Below are 13,886 nucleotides of genomic sequence, written 5' to 3'. Positions count from 1 at the left end.
CCGCCCTCAATCGCCGGCTTTTTCGCCGCGCAGGCGCACGTCGTCGGCAAGCATCTCGGTGCGTTCGGCTTCGGCTTCGCGTTGCGACTCGAAGAAGCGCTGCACCTGCTGGCACACTGCCATGGTGTTTTCACGCGCGATCGCCGAGACCAGGAACCACGGTTGGGTCCAGCCCAGTTTGTCGACGATGCCTTGCGCCACGGCCTGGCGTTCGCCCTCCGGCAGCACGTCGGCCTTGTTGAGCACCAGCCAGCGCGGGCGCTCGAGCAACTCCGGATTGAACTTCTGCAGCTCCTGCTCGATCGCGCGGACCTGATCGGCCACGTCGGTGCCGTCGATCGGCGCGATGTCGACGATGTGCAGCAGCAGGCTGGTGCGCGCCACGTGGCGCAGGAACTGGATGCCCAGCCCCGCCCCCTCTGATGCGCCCTCGATCAGGCCGGGGATGTCGGCGATCACGAAGCTCTGGTCGGTGCCCAGGCTGACCACGCCAAGATTCGGGTGCAAGGTGGTGAACGGATAGTCTGCCACCCGCGGGGTCGCTGCCGACACCGCGCGGATGAAGGTGGATTTGCCCGCATTGGGGAACCCCAGCAGGCCCACGTCGGCCAGCAGGCGCAGTTCGAGTTTCAGCTCGCGCACCTCGCCCGGCGTCCCTGGCGTGGCCTTGCGCGGGGCGCGGTTCACCGAACTCTTGAAATGGATGTTGCCCAGCCCGCCCTTGCCGCCTTGCGCCACCAGCATGCGCTGGCCGTGGGCGGTCAGGTCGCCGATCACCTCGTCGGTGTCGACGTTGGTGACCATGGTGCCCACCGGCACGCGGATCGTAGTGTCCTCGCCGCCCTTGCCGTACATCTGGCTGCCCATGCCGTTCTCGCCGCGATGCGCCTTGAAGCTGCGCTGGTGGCGGAAATCGACCAGCGTGTTCAGGCCCTCGTCGGCCACCAGCCACACCGACCCGCCCGAGCCGCCGTCGCCGCCGTCGGGGCCGCCGAACGGAATGAACTTCTCCCGCCGGAAACTGATGCAGCCATTGCCACCGTCACCGGCCAGGACCTTGATTTGCGCTTCGTCGACGAATTTCATTGTTGAGGGCCGGGAATAGGGAATGGGGAATCGGGAATAGGAAAAGCTGGCGCTCTGGGTAGGGTACGGGAGTTGCAGAAACCTCGCTCTTGCCATTCCCTATTCCCTATTCCCTGCTCCAAAAACAAAAACCCCGCCGAAGCGGGGCCTTCGTTGCCGCGTCGCGAAGAGCTTACGCCTGCACGACGTCGACGAAACGGCGGTTCTTGTCGCCGCGGACAGCGAACTGGACCTTGCCGTCGACCAGCGCGAACAGCGTATGGTCGCGACCCAGGCCGACGCCATTGCCCGGATGGAACTGGGTGCCGCGCTGGCGCACGATGATGTTGCCGGCTTCGATGGCCTGGCCACCGTAGACCTTGACGCCGAGGTATTTCGGGTTCGAATCGCGACCGTTGCGGCTGGAACCTACGCCTTTTTTATGTGCCATGACTCAATGCTCCAGGTGCTCAGGCGTTGATGCCCGTGATCTCGATTTCGGTGAAATGCTGCCGATGGCCCTGCTGACGCTTGTAGTGCTTGCGGCGGCGGAACTTGATGATGCGGATCTTGTCGGCACGGCCGTGCTTGCGCACGGTGGCGCTGACGGTGGCGCCCTCGACGACCGGCGCACCGATGGTGACCGACTCGCCGGTGCCGACCAGCAACACCTGGTCGAAGCTCACGCTGGCGCCTTCATCGGCAGTCAACAGCTCCACGCGCAGCACGTCACCCTGCTGCACACGGTACTGCTTGCCACCGGTCTTGATGACTGCATAACTCATGGGAATGCCCTTCTGTCGTTATTCTCTTGGGTATCGCCAAGGCCCTGCGGGTCTGGCGAACCGCGGATTATAGCGATGGCAACACGGCCTGGTCAAATAGTGAGCAGACCCTCGAAACGCCCGCCCGGCGCTCAGTGGGCCACGGCCGGCGACGGCGCGGTGCCGCTGGCGGCGGGGCTGGCCGGGCAGCGGCCGGTGGCGTCCAGCGTACCCTTCTGCTGCAACTCCCGGATCATCTGTTCGCCGCGCTCGTGCCCCCATTGCTGGCCGACCTTCATGCCCTCGGCCATCGTCTGCGGCATCTGGGTGATCACCTTCTGGCCCAGCGCGGACTTGTAGAACTTCAGCAGGCCGGCCACATCGGCGGCGGTGAAGTGCTGCTGGTAGACCGGAACCATCCTGTCCAGCAGCTGCTCGGTGCCGGCCGCGTCGATGAAGCCCTGCCAGTAGGACGCCGGCACGCAGGGCACGGCCTGGCCCATCACGCCGGCCATCTGCGTGTTCATCTGGCTGAACATCTGGCTCAGGTGCATCACCTCGAACAGCTGGCGTACCTGCCTGGCGCTGGGTTGCGCCGCCATCGCCACGCCGCTCGCGCCCCATGCCAACACGGCCGCAGCCGCCATTCCCGCCCATCGGTGCATGCCGGTTCCCGGTCGAGTGAAACCGCCATTTAGCCACAGCCGCCGCGTCGGGGGAAAGCACGGCGCGGCTCCTGTCGAGTGAACTATCCAAACTACTTGGTATAGTAATGAGTCCCCCCCATATACGGCGTCCATGGACACCATTCGCATCCGCGGCGCACGCACGCACAACCTCAAGAACATCGACCTCGACCTGCCGCGCGACCAGTTGATCGTGATTACCGGCCTGTCCGGCTCGGGCAAATCCTCGCTGGCGTTCGACACCATCTATGCCGAAGGCCAGCGCCGCTACGTGGAGTCGCTCTCCGCGTACGCACGACAGTTCCTGTCGATGATGGAAAAGCCCGACGTCGACCACATCGAAGGCCTGTCGCCGGCGATCTCGATCGAGCAGAAATCCACCTCGCACAACCCGCGCTCCACCGTGGGCACGATCACCGAGGTGTACGACTACCTGCGCCTGCTGTACGCCCGCGTGGGCACGCCGCGCTGCCCCGACCACGGCATCCCGCTGGAGGCGCAGACGGTAAGCCAGATGGTCGACGCCACGCTCGCGCTCGACCCCGGGCAGCGCTACATGCTGCTGGCGCCGGTGGTGCGCGAGCGCAAGGGCGAGCATGTGCAGGTGTTCGAGCAGCTGCGCGCACAGGGTTTCGTGCGCGCCCGCGTCGACGGCGCGGTGTACGACCTCGATGCGGTACCGCCGCTGGGGCTGCGCATCAAGCACACCATCGAGGTGGTGGTGGATCGCTTCCGCCCGCGCGAGGACATCAAGCAGCGCCTGGCCGAATCGTTCGAGACCGCGCTGCGGCTCGGGGACGGGCTGGTAATCCTGGCCAACATGGATGCAACCGACGCCCCCGAGCAGCTGCTGTCCTCGCGCTATTCCTGCCCGGTCTGCGACTACTCGCTGCCGGAACTGGAGCCGCGGCTGTTCTCGTTCAACTCGCCCATCGGCGCCTGCCCGGCCTGCGACGGCCTGGGCGTGACCCAGGTGTTCGACGCCGCGCGCGTGGTCGGCCACCCGGAGCTGTCGCTGGCCAACGGCGCGGTGCGCGGCTGGGACCGGCGCAACGCACACTATTTCCAGCTGCTCATGTCGCTGGCCGCGCACTACGGCTTCGACGTCGACGCGCCGTGGCAGAAGCTTCCCGCGGACGTCCAGAAGGCCATTCTCTACGGCAGCGGCAAGGAACAGATTGCCTTCCGCTACATCACCGAGCGCGGCGGCAAGGTCACCCGCGAGCACGCGTTCGAGGGCATCGTGCCGAACCTGGAACGACGCTACAAGGAAACCGAATCCGCCGCCGTGCGCGAGGAGCTGGCCAAGTACATCAGCGACCAGCCCTGCCCCGCCTGCGAAGGCCAGCGGCTGAACCGCTCGGCGCGCAACGTGTTCGTCGCCGACCACGCGCTGCCCTCGCTCACCGCGCGCTCGATCGATGATGCGCTGGCGTTCTTCCAGGAGTTGAAGCTCAGCGGCTGGCGCGGCGAGATCGCGGTGAAGATCGTCAAGGAGATCCGCGAGCGGCTCACCTTCCTCAACGACGTGGGCCTGAACTACCTCACGCTCGATCGCCAGGCCGATTCGCTCTCCGGCGGCGAGGCGCAACGCATCCGCCTCGCCTCGCAGATCGGCGCCGGCCTGGTCGGCGTGATGTACGTGCTGGACGAACCGTCGATCGGCCTGCACCAGCGCGACAACGAGCGCCTGCTCGGCACGCTCACGCGCCTGCGCGACCTCGGCAACACGGTGATCGTGGTCGAGCACGACGAGGACGCCATCCGCATGGCCGACCACGTGCTCGACATCGGCCCCGGCGCCGGCGTGCACGGCGGCGAGATCGTGGCGCAGGGCACGGTGCAGGACATGCTCGACTCGCCGCGCTCGGTGACCGGCCAGTTCCTCTCCGGCGTGCGCGCGATCGAGGTACCGAAGGAACGCCGCCAGCCTGTCGACGACGCGTGGCTGCATCTGAACGGCGCCAGCGGCAACAACCTCAAGCAGGTCGACTTGGCGATCCCGGCCGGCCTGTTCACCTGCGTCACCGGCGTGTCGGGTTCGGGCAAGTCGACCCTGGTCAACGACACCCTGTTCCGCCTCGCCGCGATCGAGCTCAACGGCGCCAGCGCTCAGCCGGCGCCGTTCAAGTCGGTCACCGGACTGGAACTGTTCGACAAGGTGGTCGACATCGACCAGTCGCCGATCGGCCGCACGCCACGCTCCAACCCCGCCACCTACACCGGCCTGTTCACCCCGCTGCGCGACATGTTTTCGCAGGTACCGGAGGCGCGCTCGCGCGGCTACACGCCGGGCCGCTTCAGCTTCAACGTGCGCGGCGGCCGCTGCGAGGCGTGCGAAGGCGACGGCATGATCAAGGTGGAGATGCACTTCCTGCCCGACGTCTACGTGCCTTGCGACGTCTGCCACGGCAAGCGCTACAACCGCGAGACGCTGGAGATCCTGTACAAGGGCCACACCATCGCCGACGTGCTCGACATGACGGTGGAGGACGCGTTGAAGCTGTTCGAGAACGTGCCGACCATCGCGCGCAAGCTCGACACCCTGCGTGCGGTCGGCCTCGACTACATCAAGCTCGGCCAGAGCGCGACCACGCTGTCCGGCGGCGAGGCGCAGCGTGTGAAGCTGTCCAAGGAGTTGAGCAAGCGCGACACCGGCAACACCCTGTACATCCTCGACGAGCCCACCACCGGATTGCACTTCCACGACATCGAGCAGCTGCTCGACGTGCTGCACCAGCTGGTCGACCAGGGCAACACCGTGGTGGTGATCGAGCACAACCTGGATGTGATCAAGACCGCCGACTGGGTGGTCGACCTCGGCCCCGAAGGCGGCGCCGGCGGCGGTCGCATCCTGGTCGCCGGCACGCCGGAGACCGTGGCGGCCACAACCGGGTCGCACACCGGCCACTTCCTCGCACCGCACCTGAAACCGGTCAAGCCGAAAAAGCCGGGTACCACCACGCGGGTCAAGGCCGCCACCAAACACATTGCCTCGGCCGACAAGTACAAGCCGATGCGCGGACGAAAGAAGAAGCCCACATGAGTACTCGCACCCCCAACCCGTCGCCAGCCGACACGGACACCGGCGCGGGCAAGCCGCTGTTCGTCGCCGCCATCGGCGTGCGCTGGCGCGATCTCGACGCGTTCAATCACGTCAACAATTCCAACTACCTCACCTACCTGGAAGAGGCGCGTCTGCAATGGCTCAGCCATGTGCCGGGCCCGTGGTTCGACGAGCACGCCATGCCGGTGATGGCCGCCAGCCAGGTCAACTACCGCCGCCCGATCGCGTGGCCCGCGCAGTTGCAGGTGCAGCTGTTCTGCGAGCGCATGGGCAACAGCTCGATGACGATCGCGCACCGGGTGATCGACGCCGAACGGGCCGACACCCTTTACTGCGACGGCAACGTGGTGATGGTCTGGATGGACCCGGCCACCGGCAAGCCGGTGCCGCTGCCAGAGGCGATCCGCCGCGCGGTGGAGTAAACGGCCCGTGCATGCCGCCGCCCGCACCTTCTTCACGGTCAGCGCAACCGGCGCCCATCGGATCGAAACGATCGCCGGCGCGCGCCATGCCTGGCGCTTCCGGCTGCATTTTCATGCCGGCGACGAAGTCGTGCGGATGTTGGCGGGACGGGCACGACTGCGCTTCCCCGATACCTGCAGAGACGTGGTCGCCGGCGATACCGTCGTGGTGCCGGCGGGTGTGATCCACCGCTTCGAACCGGTGGATGGCGGTGGCTGGGCCTTTGTCTCGCGCTTCGAGCAGCCCGCCGCGAACAGCGACGAGGGCCGCGAAGCGCTCGTCGCGCGGGTCGCGGCCTTGCTGGCCGAACGACCTTCGCTGCACACCGACGTGGAGATGATCGCGCGCACGTGCGCGATTTCCGCCGGCCACCTGTCGCGCACGTTCCACCGCGAGACCGGCACCAGCCTGCACAACTTTCACGTCCTGCTGGCCTTGCACAAGGCCAAGGCCCTCTTGCGGAACCAGGTGCCGATCATCGACGCGGCGCTCGACGCAGGCTTCTGCGACCAGGCTCATCTCAACCGCGAATTCGCGCGGACATTCGGCATGACTCCCGCCGCATTCCGGGCGGCCTGGGCCACTTGCGGATCGATGTCCAGGGCCATGTACAAGGTTCCGGGCAGCGGGTTGTCGTAATACGGCGCCACCGGATGAAAACCCAGCGCGACATAAAGCTGCCGCGCCGCCGCCATCGACGCCAGCGTATCCAGCAGCATGCACGCATAGCCGGCTCGCGCGGCCCACGCGATTGCCGCTTCGGCCAGTTGCCGCCCCAGCGCCTGCCCGCGCGCCGCCGGGCGCACGTAGAGGCGCTTGATCTCGCACACGCCAGGCTGCGGCCATGGCCGCAAGGCCACGCAACCCGGCGTAGCTCCCGCACTGTCGCGCGCGAGCAGGATCACGCCTTCTGGTGGCGCGTACTTGCCGGGCAGTTGCGCCAGTTCCGTGGCCACATTCTGAAAGGAAAGATCGACGCCGAGGCTGTCGACATATTCCGTGAACAGTTGGCGCACGCTCCCGATGTCCTCCGGCAGGCGGGCGGGCGCGATGGTGACGGTCGGGGAGGCGGGCATGCTCGGTCACTCGCGGGAAAGCTCCCGACACGATAGGGAATCCGGACCGCCGGTTCTTGAACGGTTCTGATCGCACGCGCACCCCGCCGACGCGCGCTGCACGCGTGATCGTTATGATGGCCGTTCGGTCCCCACCATGGAATGCACCATGACGACAGCCCGCCACCTCCTCGCCTTCGCCTGTTTCACCGCCCTGGCCGGCACTGCCAACGCGCAGACGGCCGACAGCACGGCACTGAGCTTGTACCGCAGCGACAACCCCTCCCTGTATGCCAGCCAGGGCGGCGACGTCGACGCGGGCTACGCGGTAGTGCGCGAACAGCGCGCGCTGACCCTGGCCGCGGGCACCCACGACGTGACCATCGGCAACTTGCCGAATGCGCTGGACGCCGAGGCGCTGGCGCTGGCCTTTCCCGACAACGATGCCACGGTGATCTCGCAGCGGCTGTTGCTGGCGCAAGGCAACGACGGCGCGTTGTCCGGTCTGGTCGGACAGGAGGTCAACGTGCTGGGCAGCAACGGCGAATCGCTGGCCAACGGCACGTTGCTGCGTGCCGGCAACGGCCTGCTGGTCCGCGGCGTCAGCGGCGTCAGCGGCACCACGCTGGTGCGCGATTACGCGGCGGTGCGCAGCAACGGCGGCAGCTTCCCGCTTGGCTCCAGCCTCAGCCTGCGCGTGGACGTCGCGCGCGCCGGCCGGGCTCGCGCCGTGCTCAGCTATCCCACCGCCGGCCTGGGTTGGCGCGCTGCGTATGTGGCGACGCTGCAGCCGGGCAATGCCTGTCGCATGCAGTTCGAATCGCGCGCCAGCATCGCCAACCGCAGCGGGCGCGACTGGCAAGACGCCCAGCTCACCCTGATCGCCGGCGAGCCGAACATGGCCAGGGATTCCGGCCCGCGCCCGATGATGGCGATGGCGCGCGGCTACAGCGCCAAGGCCGAGGCGATGCCGCAGCAGGACAGCCTGGGCGATTACCGCAGCTTCACCCTGCCCGACAAGGTGAGCCTGCCCGACGGCAGCGTCAGCCAGGTGCCGCTGTATGCCACGCGCACGATGGATTGCGAGCGCACCACCTTGCTGGAGAACGGCAATGCCTTCGAGCCGCAGCAGCCTGTCATCCAGCGCGACTTCCAGCAAGGCGTCGGCGCCATGGTCAGCACCCTGCAACTGAAGGCCTTCGACAGCCTGCCTGCCGGTTACCTGCGCGTGCTCCAACACGACCGCCACGGCGTGCCGCAGTTCATCGGTGAAGGCCGCATCAACGACACGCCCAAGGGCAGCGACGCCACGATCACCCTGGGCACGCCGTTCGACCTGCGTGCCGAACGCACGCGCACCAGCTTCCACGTCGACAAGGACGGCCGCACCCTCGACGAGGCCTTCCGCATCGAGCTCAGCAATGCCGGCGACAGCGCGCGTACCGTGACGGTGCGCGAGCATCCCTCGCGCTGGCGCGAGTGGAAGCTGGTCTCCTCCAGCAGCAAGCCCACGCAGCAGGGCGCCGACACGCTCGAGTTCCGGGTAGAAGTGCCCGCCAACGGCAAGGCCACGCTGAGCTATGCCGTGCGCTACAGCTGGACCGCCGACCAACAGCCGCAGTAACCGAACGGAGTCGATCATGCTCAATCTCATCACGCACGACCATGCCATCCGTGAAATCCAGCTCGCCCGCCCGCCGGTCAACGCGCTGAACCTGGAACTGCTGCAGGCGCTGCGCAAGGCGATCGACGACAGCGTGCGCGACGACGTGCCCGGCATCGTGCTGTCCGGTGCGCCCGGCCTGTTCTCCGCCGGCGTCGACGTGCCCGCCCTGCTGCAGCGCGACCGCGCCGGGGTTCGCGAATACTGGCGGGAATTTTTCGCCCTGTGCGGCGCGCTGGCGCGCGCGCCGATCCCGCTGGTCGCGGCGATCACCGGTCACAGCCCGGCCGGCGGCGCGGTGCTGGCGCTGTTCTGCGACTACCGGGTGATGGCCGACGGCCCGTACCGGATCGGCCTCAACGAGGTGCAGGTCGGCCTGATCGTGCCCGAGGCGATCCAGCTGGCGCTGCGTCGCGTGGTCGGCACCTACCGCGCCGAGCGACTGCTGGTGGCCGGCGCCATGATCGAATCGGCCGACGCGCTGGCTTGCGGCTTCGTCGACGAAACCACCGCCGTCGAACAGGTCACCACCCGCGCGCTGCGCTGGCTGGACGAACTGCTGGCGCTGCCGAAGCACGCCATGCTCACCACCCGCCGCCTGGCCCGCGCCGATCTCGCCAACGCCTACGCCGACCTGGACGCGTTGCCGCTGGACGACTTCGTCGAAGCGTTCTTCCACCCGGAGACGCAGGCCACCTTGCAGGCGCTGGTGGCGCGGCTGAAGAGCAAGAGCGAGAAGTGAGTAAAGAGGAGTGAGGAGTGAGGTCGAGCATCCGCTTCCACTCTCTTTGCTCACTCCTCTCCGCTCACGCCTCGCCTGTTGCCACTGGTCGCGACGGGTCGCTGACCCAGCCGCTCCACGATGGCGCGTACAGCCGCGAGCCGTGCAGGCCGGCGTGTTCCATCGCCAGCAGGTTGTGGCAGGCGGTGACCCCGGAGCCGCACATGTGCACCACCTGCGAGGGTTCGGTGGCGCCGAGCACGGCGGTGAACTCGGCACGCAACTGCACCGCCGGCTTGAAGTGGCCATTGGCATCGAGGTTGTCGGCGAACGGGCGGTTCAGCGCGCCGGGGACGTGGCCGGCGGCGCGGTCCAGCGGCTCGGTATCCCCGCGGTAGCGCGGCGCGCCGCGCGCGTCCAGCAGTTGGCCCGAGGCGCCATCGGCGACGGCCCGGTGATCGAGCAGCAGCTGGCTGGCGTCGTAGCGCAGCGAAACATCGCTGGACGGTCGCGGCGCGGGCTCGCCGCGCTCGACGGGCTTCCCCGCCGCCGTCCAGGCGGCCCAGCCGCCATCCAGCACCGCGGCGGGAATACCCGTCAGGCGCAGCAGCCACCAAAGCCGCGCGGCCGCCAGCGCGCCGCCGGCGGCGTCATAGGCCACCACCTGCATGCCGTCGCGCCAGCCCCAGCGCGACAGCAACGCGCTGAACGCCGCCTCCAGCGGCAGCGGGTGGCGGCCCAGACCTTCGGCCTGGCGCGACAGGTCGGACAGGTCGCGATCGAGACTGGCGTAGATTGCGCCGGGCACATGGCCCTGCGCGTAATCACGCGCGCCGCCGGCGGGGTTGGAAAGCTCGAAGCGGCAATCCACGATCAGTACGTCGCGTGGCGTCAGCGCGGCCAACGCGTCGACGTCGATCAGGGTAGTTTTCAGGCTCATGTGCGGTCCATCCTCTCCAGCAGGTTGCAAAGCATCGCGGCGGTGGCGCCCCAGATGCGGTGTCCGGCGTGGACGAATTCCACCATCGGCCGCTGCTGCCCACGGAACTCCATCGTGTAGCGACGCAGGTTGGCCGGGTCGAACAGGAACGTCAGCGGCACCTCGAACACCTCGGCCACTTCATCGGGCGACGGATACAGGCGGGCCTCGGCCGCGATGCTCGCCACTACCGGCGTGACGCTGTAGCCGCTGATTGTCTCGAAGCGATCGAGGAAACCCAGCGGCTTCACCAGCGCGCGACTCAGGCCGATCTCCTCCTCGCTCTCGCGCAGCGCGGTATCCACGGCATCGGCATCCCGCGGCTCGCTGCGCCCGCCCGGAAACGCCACCTGGCCGGCATGGGCCGGCAGGCGCGCGTCGCGCACGGTAAACACCAGCCGCGGCTGCACGCCTTCGCGGATGCCGAGCAGCACGGCGGCCGGCAGGCGCGCCTGGTCGCCGAGCCATTCGTTCACCTCGGCGTGGTTCCAGGCCGGACCTTCGGGCGGCGCGGACAAGGGCCGCAGCGCCTGCACCAGGGTATCCATCATGGCCGGCGACCGGGCAGCAGCACGTCCATCACGTGGCGGCGTTCGGGATCGCTCATCGCGCGCCAGCGGCCGATTTCCTCGCCGCTGCGGCGGCAGCCGATGCAGTAGCCGTGGCTGTCCAGTCGGCACACGCCGGTACAGGGAGTCAGGGGCGGAACTGGCTGCGGCGCGGGATCGTTCGGCATGTCGGCGCATGTTAGCACCGGCCGGATTCAGCCCCTCAGCCCCGCGGCGGCTTGATCTCGATCAGTTCGATCACGAACTGCAGCGCCTCGTTGGGCCCGATGCGCGGCAGCGCGCCCTCCTCGCCGTATGCGAGCCGCGAGGGGATCACCACCTTCCAGCGATCGCCCACGCGCATGCGCGGGAGCACGTCGCGCCAACCGGGAATGACCTGGTCGACCGCGATCGTCGCTGGCGCGCCATGCGCCCAGGTGCTGTCGAACTCGGTACCGTCCACCAGCATGCCGCGGTAGTTCACCACCACCGTGCTGGTCAGGCTCGGGTGCACCTTGCCGCTACCCTGGTGCACCACCGCGTACTGGATGCCGGAAGGCAGCTGCACCACGCCCGGCTTCTTGCGGTTTTCCGCCATGAACGCCGCGCTCTTGCTCGCGTTCGCCGCAGCGATGCGCTTGAACTCGGCCAGGGCGTCGCTGTGCATCTGTTGCTGCAGGCGTTGCAATTGCGCCTGCATCTCGCCAATCGGCACGCGCGGCTGGTGACGCGCGTAGGCGTCCGCGATCGCGCGCTGCAGGGTGGACAGATCCACCTCGGGCGAGCCGCCGGCGAAGCGGCTGCCGATCTGGTAGCCGATCGCATAGGACAACTTGACCTTGTCGGGTTTCGCCGTGCTGGCGGCTTGCGCGGGCGCGCCAGCCTGTGCCGCATGCGCCGGCAGCATGCCACCCGGCAACACGCCGATCAGCAGCCACGCCGCCAGATGTGTCACGCCTTTCGCCATCGAATCCATGCCCGCCATGGTGAGTTATCGCGGCCCCGCACGCGTGCCGCTGATGCATACGCGAGTTGAGAACCCCGCCATCGGCAAAGGTTCCCGCTGCTACCATCGGCGGCCTGCACTCACAGGAACCGGCCATGGCCTATCGCAATCTGGAACTCGGCAACCGCGGTGCGGTGCGCACGATCGTAGTGAACCGCCCCGACAAGCTCAATGCGCTGGATCGGCAGACGCTCAACGAGCTGACGCTGGCCTTTGCCCAGGCCGCGCAGGACGACGCCGTGCGCGTGGTGGTGCTCGCCGGCGCCGGCGAAAAGGCGTTCGTGGCCGGCGCCGACATCAGCGAGATGAGCGGCTGCAGCAGCGTGCAGGCGCAGGCGTTCTCGCGCGCCGGGCAGCGCCTGATGAGCAGCATCGAACGGCTGGGCAAACCGGTGATCGCGCGCGTGCAGGGTTTCGCGCTGGGCGGCGGCATGGAGCTGGCGATGGCCTGTCACCTGCGCGTGGCCAGCGAAAAGGCGAAGTTCGGCCAGCCGGAAATCAACCTCGGCCTGATCCCCGGCTTCGGCGGCACCCAGCGCCTGCTGCGCCTGGCCGGGCGCAGCGCCGCGCTGGAACTGTGCCTCACCGGCAACCCGGTCAACGCGCAACGCGCGTACGAACTGGGCATCGTCAACCGCGTGGTGGCACCCGAGGCGCTGGACGAAACCGTGGAAGCGCTGGCCGACCAGCTCGCCGCCGCCGCGCCGCTGGCCGCCGCCGGCATCCTCGATGCCGTGCTGCGAGGTGGCGAGACGTCGCTCGACCAGGGGCTGGAATTCGAGACGCAGGGTTTCGCGCTGATGTTCTCCACCGAGGACATGCGCGAGGGGACGCGCGCGTTCCTGGAGAAGCGCAAGGCCGCGTTCAAGGGGCAATGAGCCCCCCGACAAAGTTACGGGTCAGTGCCCGCCGCGGTATTTCTTTTCGCCGGCGGTAATGGCGACGTCCAGCCGGTTCTCCGGTGGCGCCAGCGGACAAGTCGCGAACGAGGTGAACGCGCAGGGCGGGTTGTAGGCCTTGTTGAAATCCAGCACTACCTTGCCCGGATGGTCGAGACCGCCGGCAGGCAGCGCGGCGTAGAGGAAACGCGCGGCGCCGTAGGTTTCCTTGCCGGAGGTGCGATCGGCCAGCACGAAGAACAGCTCGCCGCCCGGTTCCTCCTGGTACGGCAACAGCTCGAAGGTGTGGCCGTCGCGCTGGAACACCGCCTTGCCGGGCACCTTGACCGTGTCGATGGTGCCGATCACCGAGCCCATCGCCAGGTCGTGCGGTGGCGTGAACGGGACCCAGTCGGCCTCGATGCGCCAGGCGTCGTCGATCGGGAAATAGTCGATGCCGAGAAAATGCCGGCGCGACTCGGCGTCCTCGTCCTTCACCCGCAATGCCTTGCGGCCATCGCGCTCGATCACGTAGAAGCTGGCCTTGCCGAAACGCACGGTGGTGGGATCGGCATCGGCGGCGGCGTGCATGTCGTCGACCAGCGCGGCTTCGGTCACGGCCTTGCCGTCGACGGTAGCGCCGCTGGCCGGGTCGAGCGCCAGGTGCAAGCCGCCATCCGGCGCCAGCGTCACCGTACCCAGGTGCGCGGGACCGGCCTTCAGCACGATGTCGTTGTCGGCGGCGCTGCCCACGCGGTTGGCGCCCTCGTTCAACCATTCCAGCCCGATCAGGCTGAGCCATCCCGTCGGCGCGGTGAGCCGCGCCACGCGGGCGGCGCGCCATTGCTCGATCTGCTGCGTGTAGGTGGCGCTGGGTGACGGGACATCGGCGGCAGACACGGTGGCAACTCCGGAAAGCATGGCAAGGACGAAGGCGGCGGTACGCAACATGGGGACGATCCCGCATCGGTGAAAGCATCGAGTATGCGCAG

At 68.1% G+C, this 13,886-nt stretch carries 15 protein-coding genes and 1 pseudogene; 6 read left to right on the top strand and 10 right to left on the bottom strand.

Annotated elements, in window-relative coordinates:
- Nucleotides 1–6 precede the first annotated feature (6 nt).
- From cgtA to ACVCL3_RS16825, 4 genes are all read right to left on the bottom strand, one after another.
- A complete protein-coding gene (gene cgtA, locus ACVCL3_RS16840; protein WP_447100036.1) occupies nucleotides 7–1,086 on the bottom strand; it encodes an Obg family GTPase CgtA in 1,080 nt (359 codons plus the stop codon).
- 172 nt (nucleotides 1,087–1,258) lie between these two features.
- Entirely contained in the window at nucleotides 1,259–1,516 is a 258-nt protein-coding gene (gene rpmA / locus ACVCL3_RS16835; protein WP_395119538.1) for a 50S ribosomal protein L27, read from the bottom strand.
- A gap of 19 nt (nucleotides 1,517–1,535) precedes the next feature.
- Nucleotides 1,536–1,850: a 50S ribosomal protein L21 gene (rplU, locus tag ACVCL3_RS16830; RefSeq protein ID WP_395119539.1), complete on the bottom strand. Its 315-nt coding sequence runs from the start codon at nucleotides 1,848–1,850 to the stop codon at nucleotides 1,536–1,538.
- 131 nt (nucleotides 1,851–1,981) lie between these two features.
- Nucleotides 1,982–2,476, bottom strand: coding sequence for a DUF2059 domain-containing protein (locus ACVCL3_RS16825; protein WP_395119540.1), 495 nt, complete (start codon nucleotides 2,474–2,476; stop codon nucleotides 1,982–1,984).
- Nucleotides 2,477–2,627: 151 nt separating this feature from the next.
- Between ACVCL3_RS16825 and uvrA the strand changes: the two genes are divergently transcribed.
- The 3 genes and pseudogenes from uvrA to ACVCL3_RS16810 form a co-directional block, all read left to right on the top strand.
- On the top strand, nucleotides 2,628–5,561 hold the full coding sequence (uvrA, locus tag ACVCL3_RS16820; protein ID WP_447100035.1) for an excinuclease ABC subunit UvrA: 2,934 nt from the start codon (nucleotides 2,628–2,630) through the stop codon (nucleotides 5,559–5,561).
- Nucleotides 5,558–6,004, top strand: a complete 447-nt coding sequence (locus tag ACVCL3_RS16815) for an acyl-CoA thioesterase (RefSeq protein ID WP_447098486.1) — start codon at nucleotides 5,558–5,560, stop codon at nucleotides 6,002–6,004. Before uvrA ends, ACVCL3_RS16815 begins: the two co-directional genes overlap by 4 nt.
- A 7-nt stretch (nucleotides 6,005–6,011) precedes the next feature.
- Nucleotides 6,012–6,569, top strand: a pseudogene (locus tag ACVCL3_RS16810) (helix-turn-helix domain-containing protein); the annotation flags it as partial.
- Here ACVCL3_RS16810 and ACVCL3_RS16805 read toward each other — a convergent pair.
- Entirely contained in the window at nucleotides 6,560–7,120 is a 561-nt protein-coding gene (locus ACVCL3_RS16805; protein ID WP_447100034.1) for a GNAT family N-acetyltransferase, read from the bottom strand. The pseudogene ACVCL3_RS16810 and the gene ACVCL3_RS16805 overlap by 10 nt on opposite strands.
- Before the next feature lie 148 nt (nucleotides 7,121–7,268).
- On the opposite strand from ACVCL3_RS16805, the gene ACVCL3_RS16800 reads away from it, so the two are divergent.
- Complete coding sequence (locus ACVCL3_RS16800; RefSeq protein ID WP_447100033.1) at nucleotides 7,269–8,723, top strand: DUF4139 domain-containing protein; 1,455 nt, start codon at nucleotides 7,269–7,271, stop codon at nucleotides 8,721–8,723.
- 16 nt (nucleotides 8,724–8,739) lie between these two features.
- Entirely contained in the window at nucleotides 8,740–9,504 is a 765-nt protein-coding gene (locus ACVCL3_RS16795; RefSeq protein ID WP_447098484.1) for an enoyl-CoA hydratase/isomerase family protein, read from the top strand.
- Between the two features lie 64 nt (nucleotides 9,505–9,568).
- Here the strand turns inward: ACVCL3_RS16795 and ACVCL3_RS16790 are convergent, their stop codons facing one another.
- Genes ACVCL3_RS16790 through ACVCL3_RS16775 form a run of 4 tightly spaced genes read right to left on the bottom strand, consistent with a single transcriptional unit; the run spans nucleotide 9,569 to nucleotide 11,995 of the window.
- Nucleotides 9,569–10,423: a sulfurtransferase gene (locus ACVCL3_RS16790; protein ID WP_447098483.1), complete on the bottom strand. Its 855-nt coding sequence runs from the start codon at nucleotides 10,421–10,423 to the stop codon at nucleotides 9,569–9,571.
- Nucleotides 10,420–11,013, bottom strand: a complete 594-nt coding sequence (locus tag ACVCL3_RS16785) for an NUDIX hydrolase (protein ID WP_395119547.1) — start codon at nucleotides 11,011–11,013, stop codon at nucleotides 10,420–10,422. Before ACVCL3_RS16785 ends, ACVCL3_RS16790 begins: the two co-directional genes overlap by 4 nt.
- Complete coding sequence (locus tag ACVCL3_RS16780; RefSeq protein WP_395119548.1) at nucleotides 11,010–11,198, bottom strand: DUF1289 domain-containing protein; 189 nt, start codon at nucleotides 11,196–11,198, stop codon at nucleotides 11,010–11,012. Before ACVCL3_RS16780 ends, ACVCL3_RS16785 begins: the two co-directional genes overlap by 4 nt.
- A 35-nt stretch (nucleotides 11,199–11,233) precedes the next feature.
- Entirely contained in the window at nucleotides 11,234–11,995 is a 762-nt protein-coding gene (locus tag ACVCL3_RS16775) for an FKBP-type peptidyl-prolyl cis-trans isomerase (RefSeq protein WP_447100032.1), read from the bottom strand.
- Nucleotides 11,996–12,111: 116 nt separating this feature from the next.
- Between ACVCL3_RS16775 and ACVCL3_RS16770 the strand changes: the two genes are divergently transcribed.
- A complete protein-coding gene (locus ACVCL3_RS16770) occupies nucleotides 12,112–12,894 on the top strand; it encodes an enoyl-CoA hydratase/isomerase family protein (RefSeq protein WP_447100031.1) in 783 nt (260 codons plus the stop codon).
- Nucleotides 12,895–12,915: 21 nt separating this feature from the next.
- On the opposite strand, the gene ACVCL3_RS16765 is transcribed toward ACVCL3_RS16770, so the two are convergent.
- A complete protein-coding gene (locus ACVCL3_RS16765; RefSeq protein ID WP_447100030.1) occupies nucleotides 12,916–13,845 on the bottom strand; it encodes a DUF1684 domain-containing protein in 930 nt (309 codons plus the stop codon).
- Nucleotides 13,846–13,886 lie beyond the last annotated feature (41 nt).

This window comes from Rhodanobacter sp. UC4437_H4, assembly GCF_052978425.1.
This window is presented reverse-complemented; position numbering and strand designations above follow the sequence as displayed.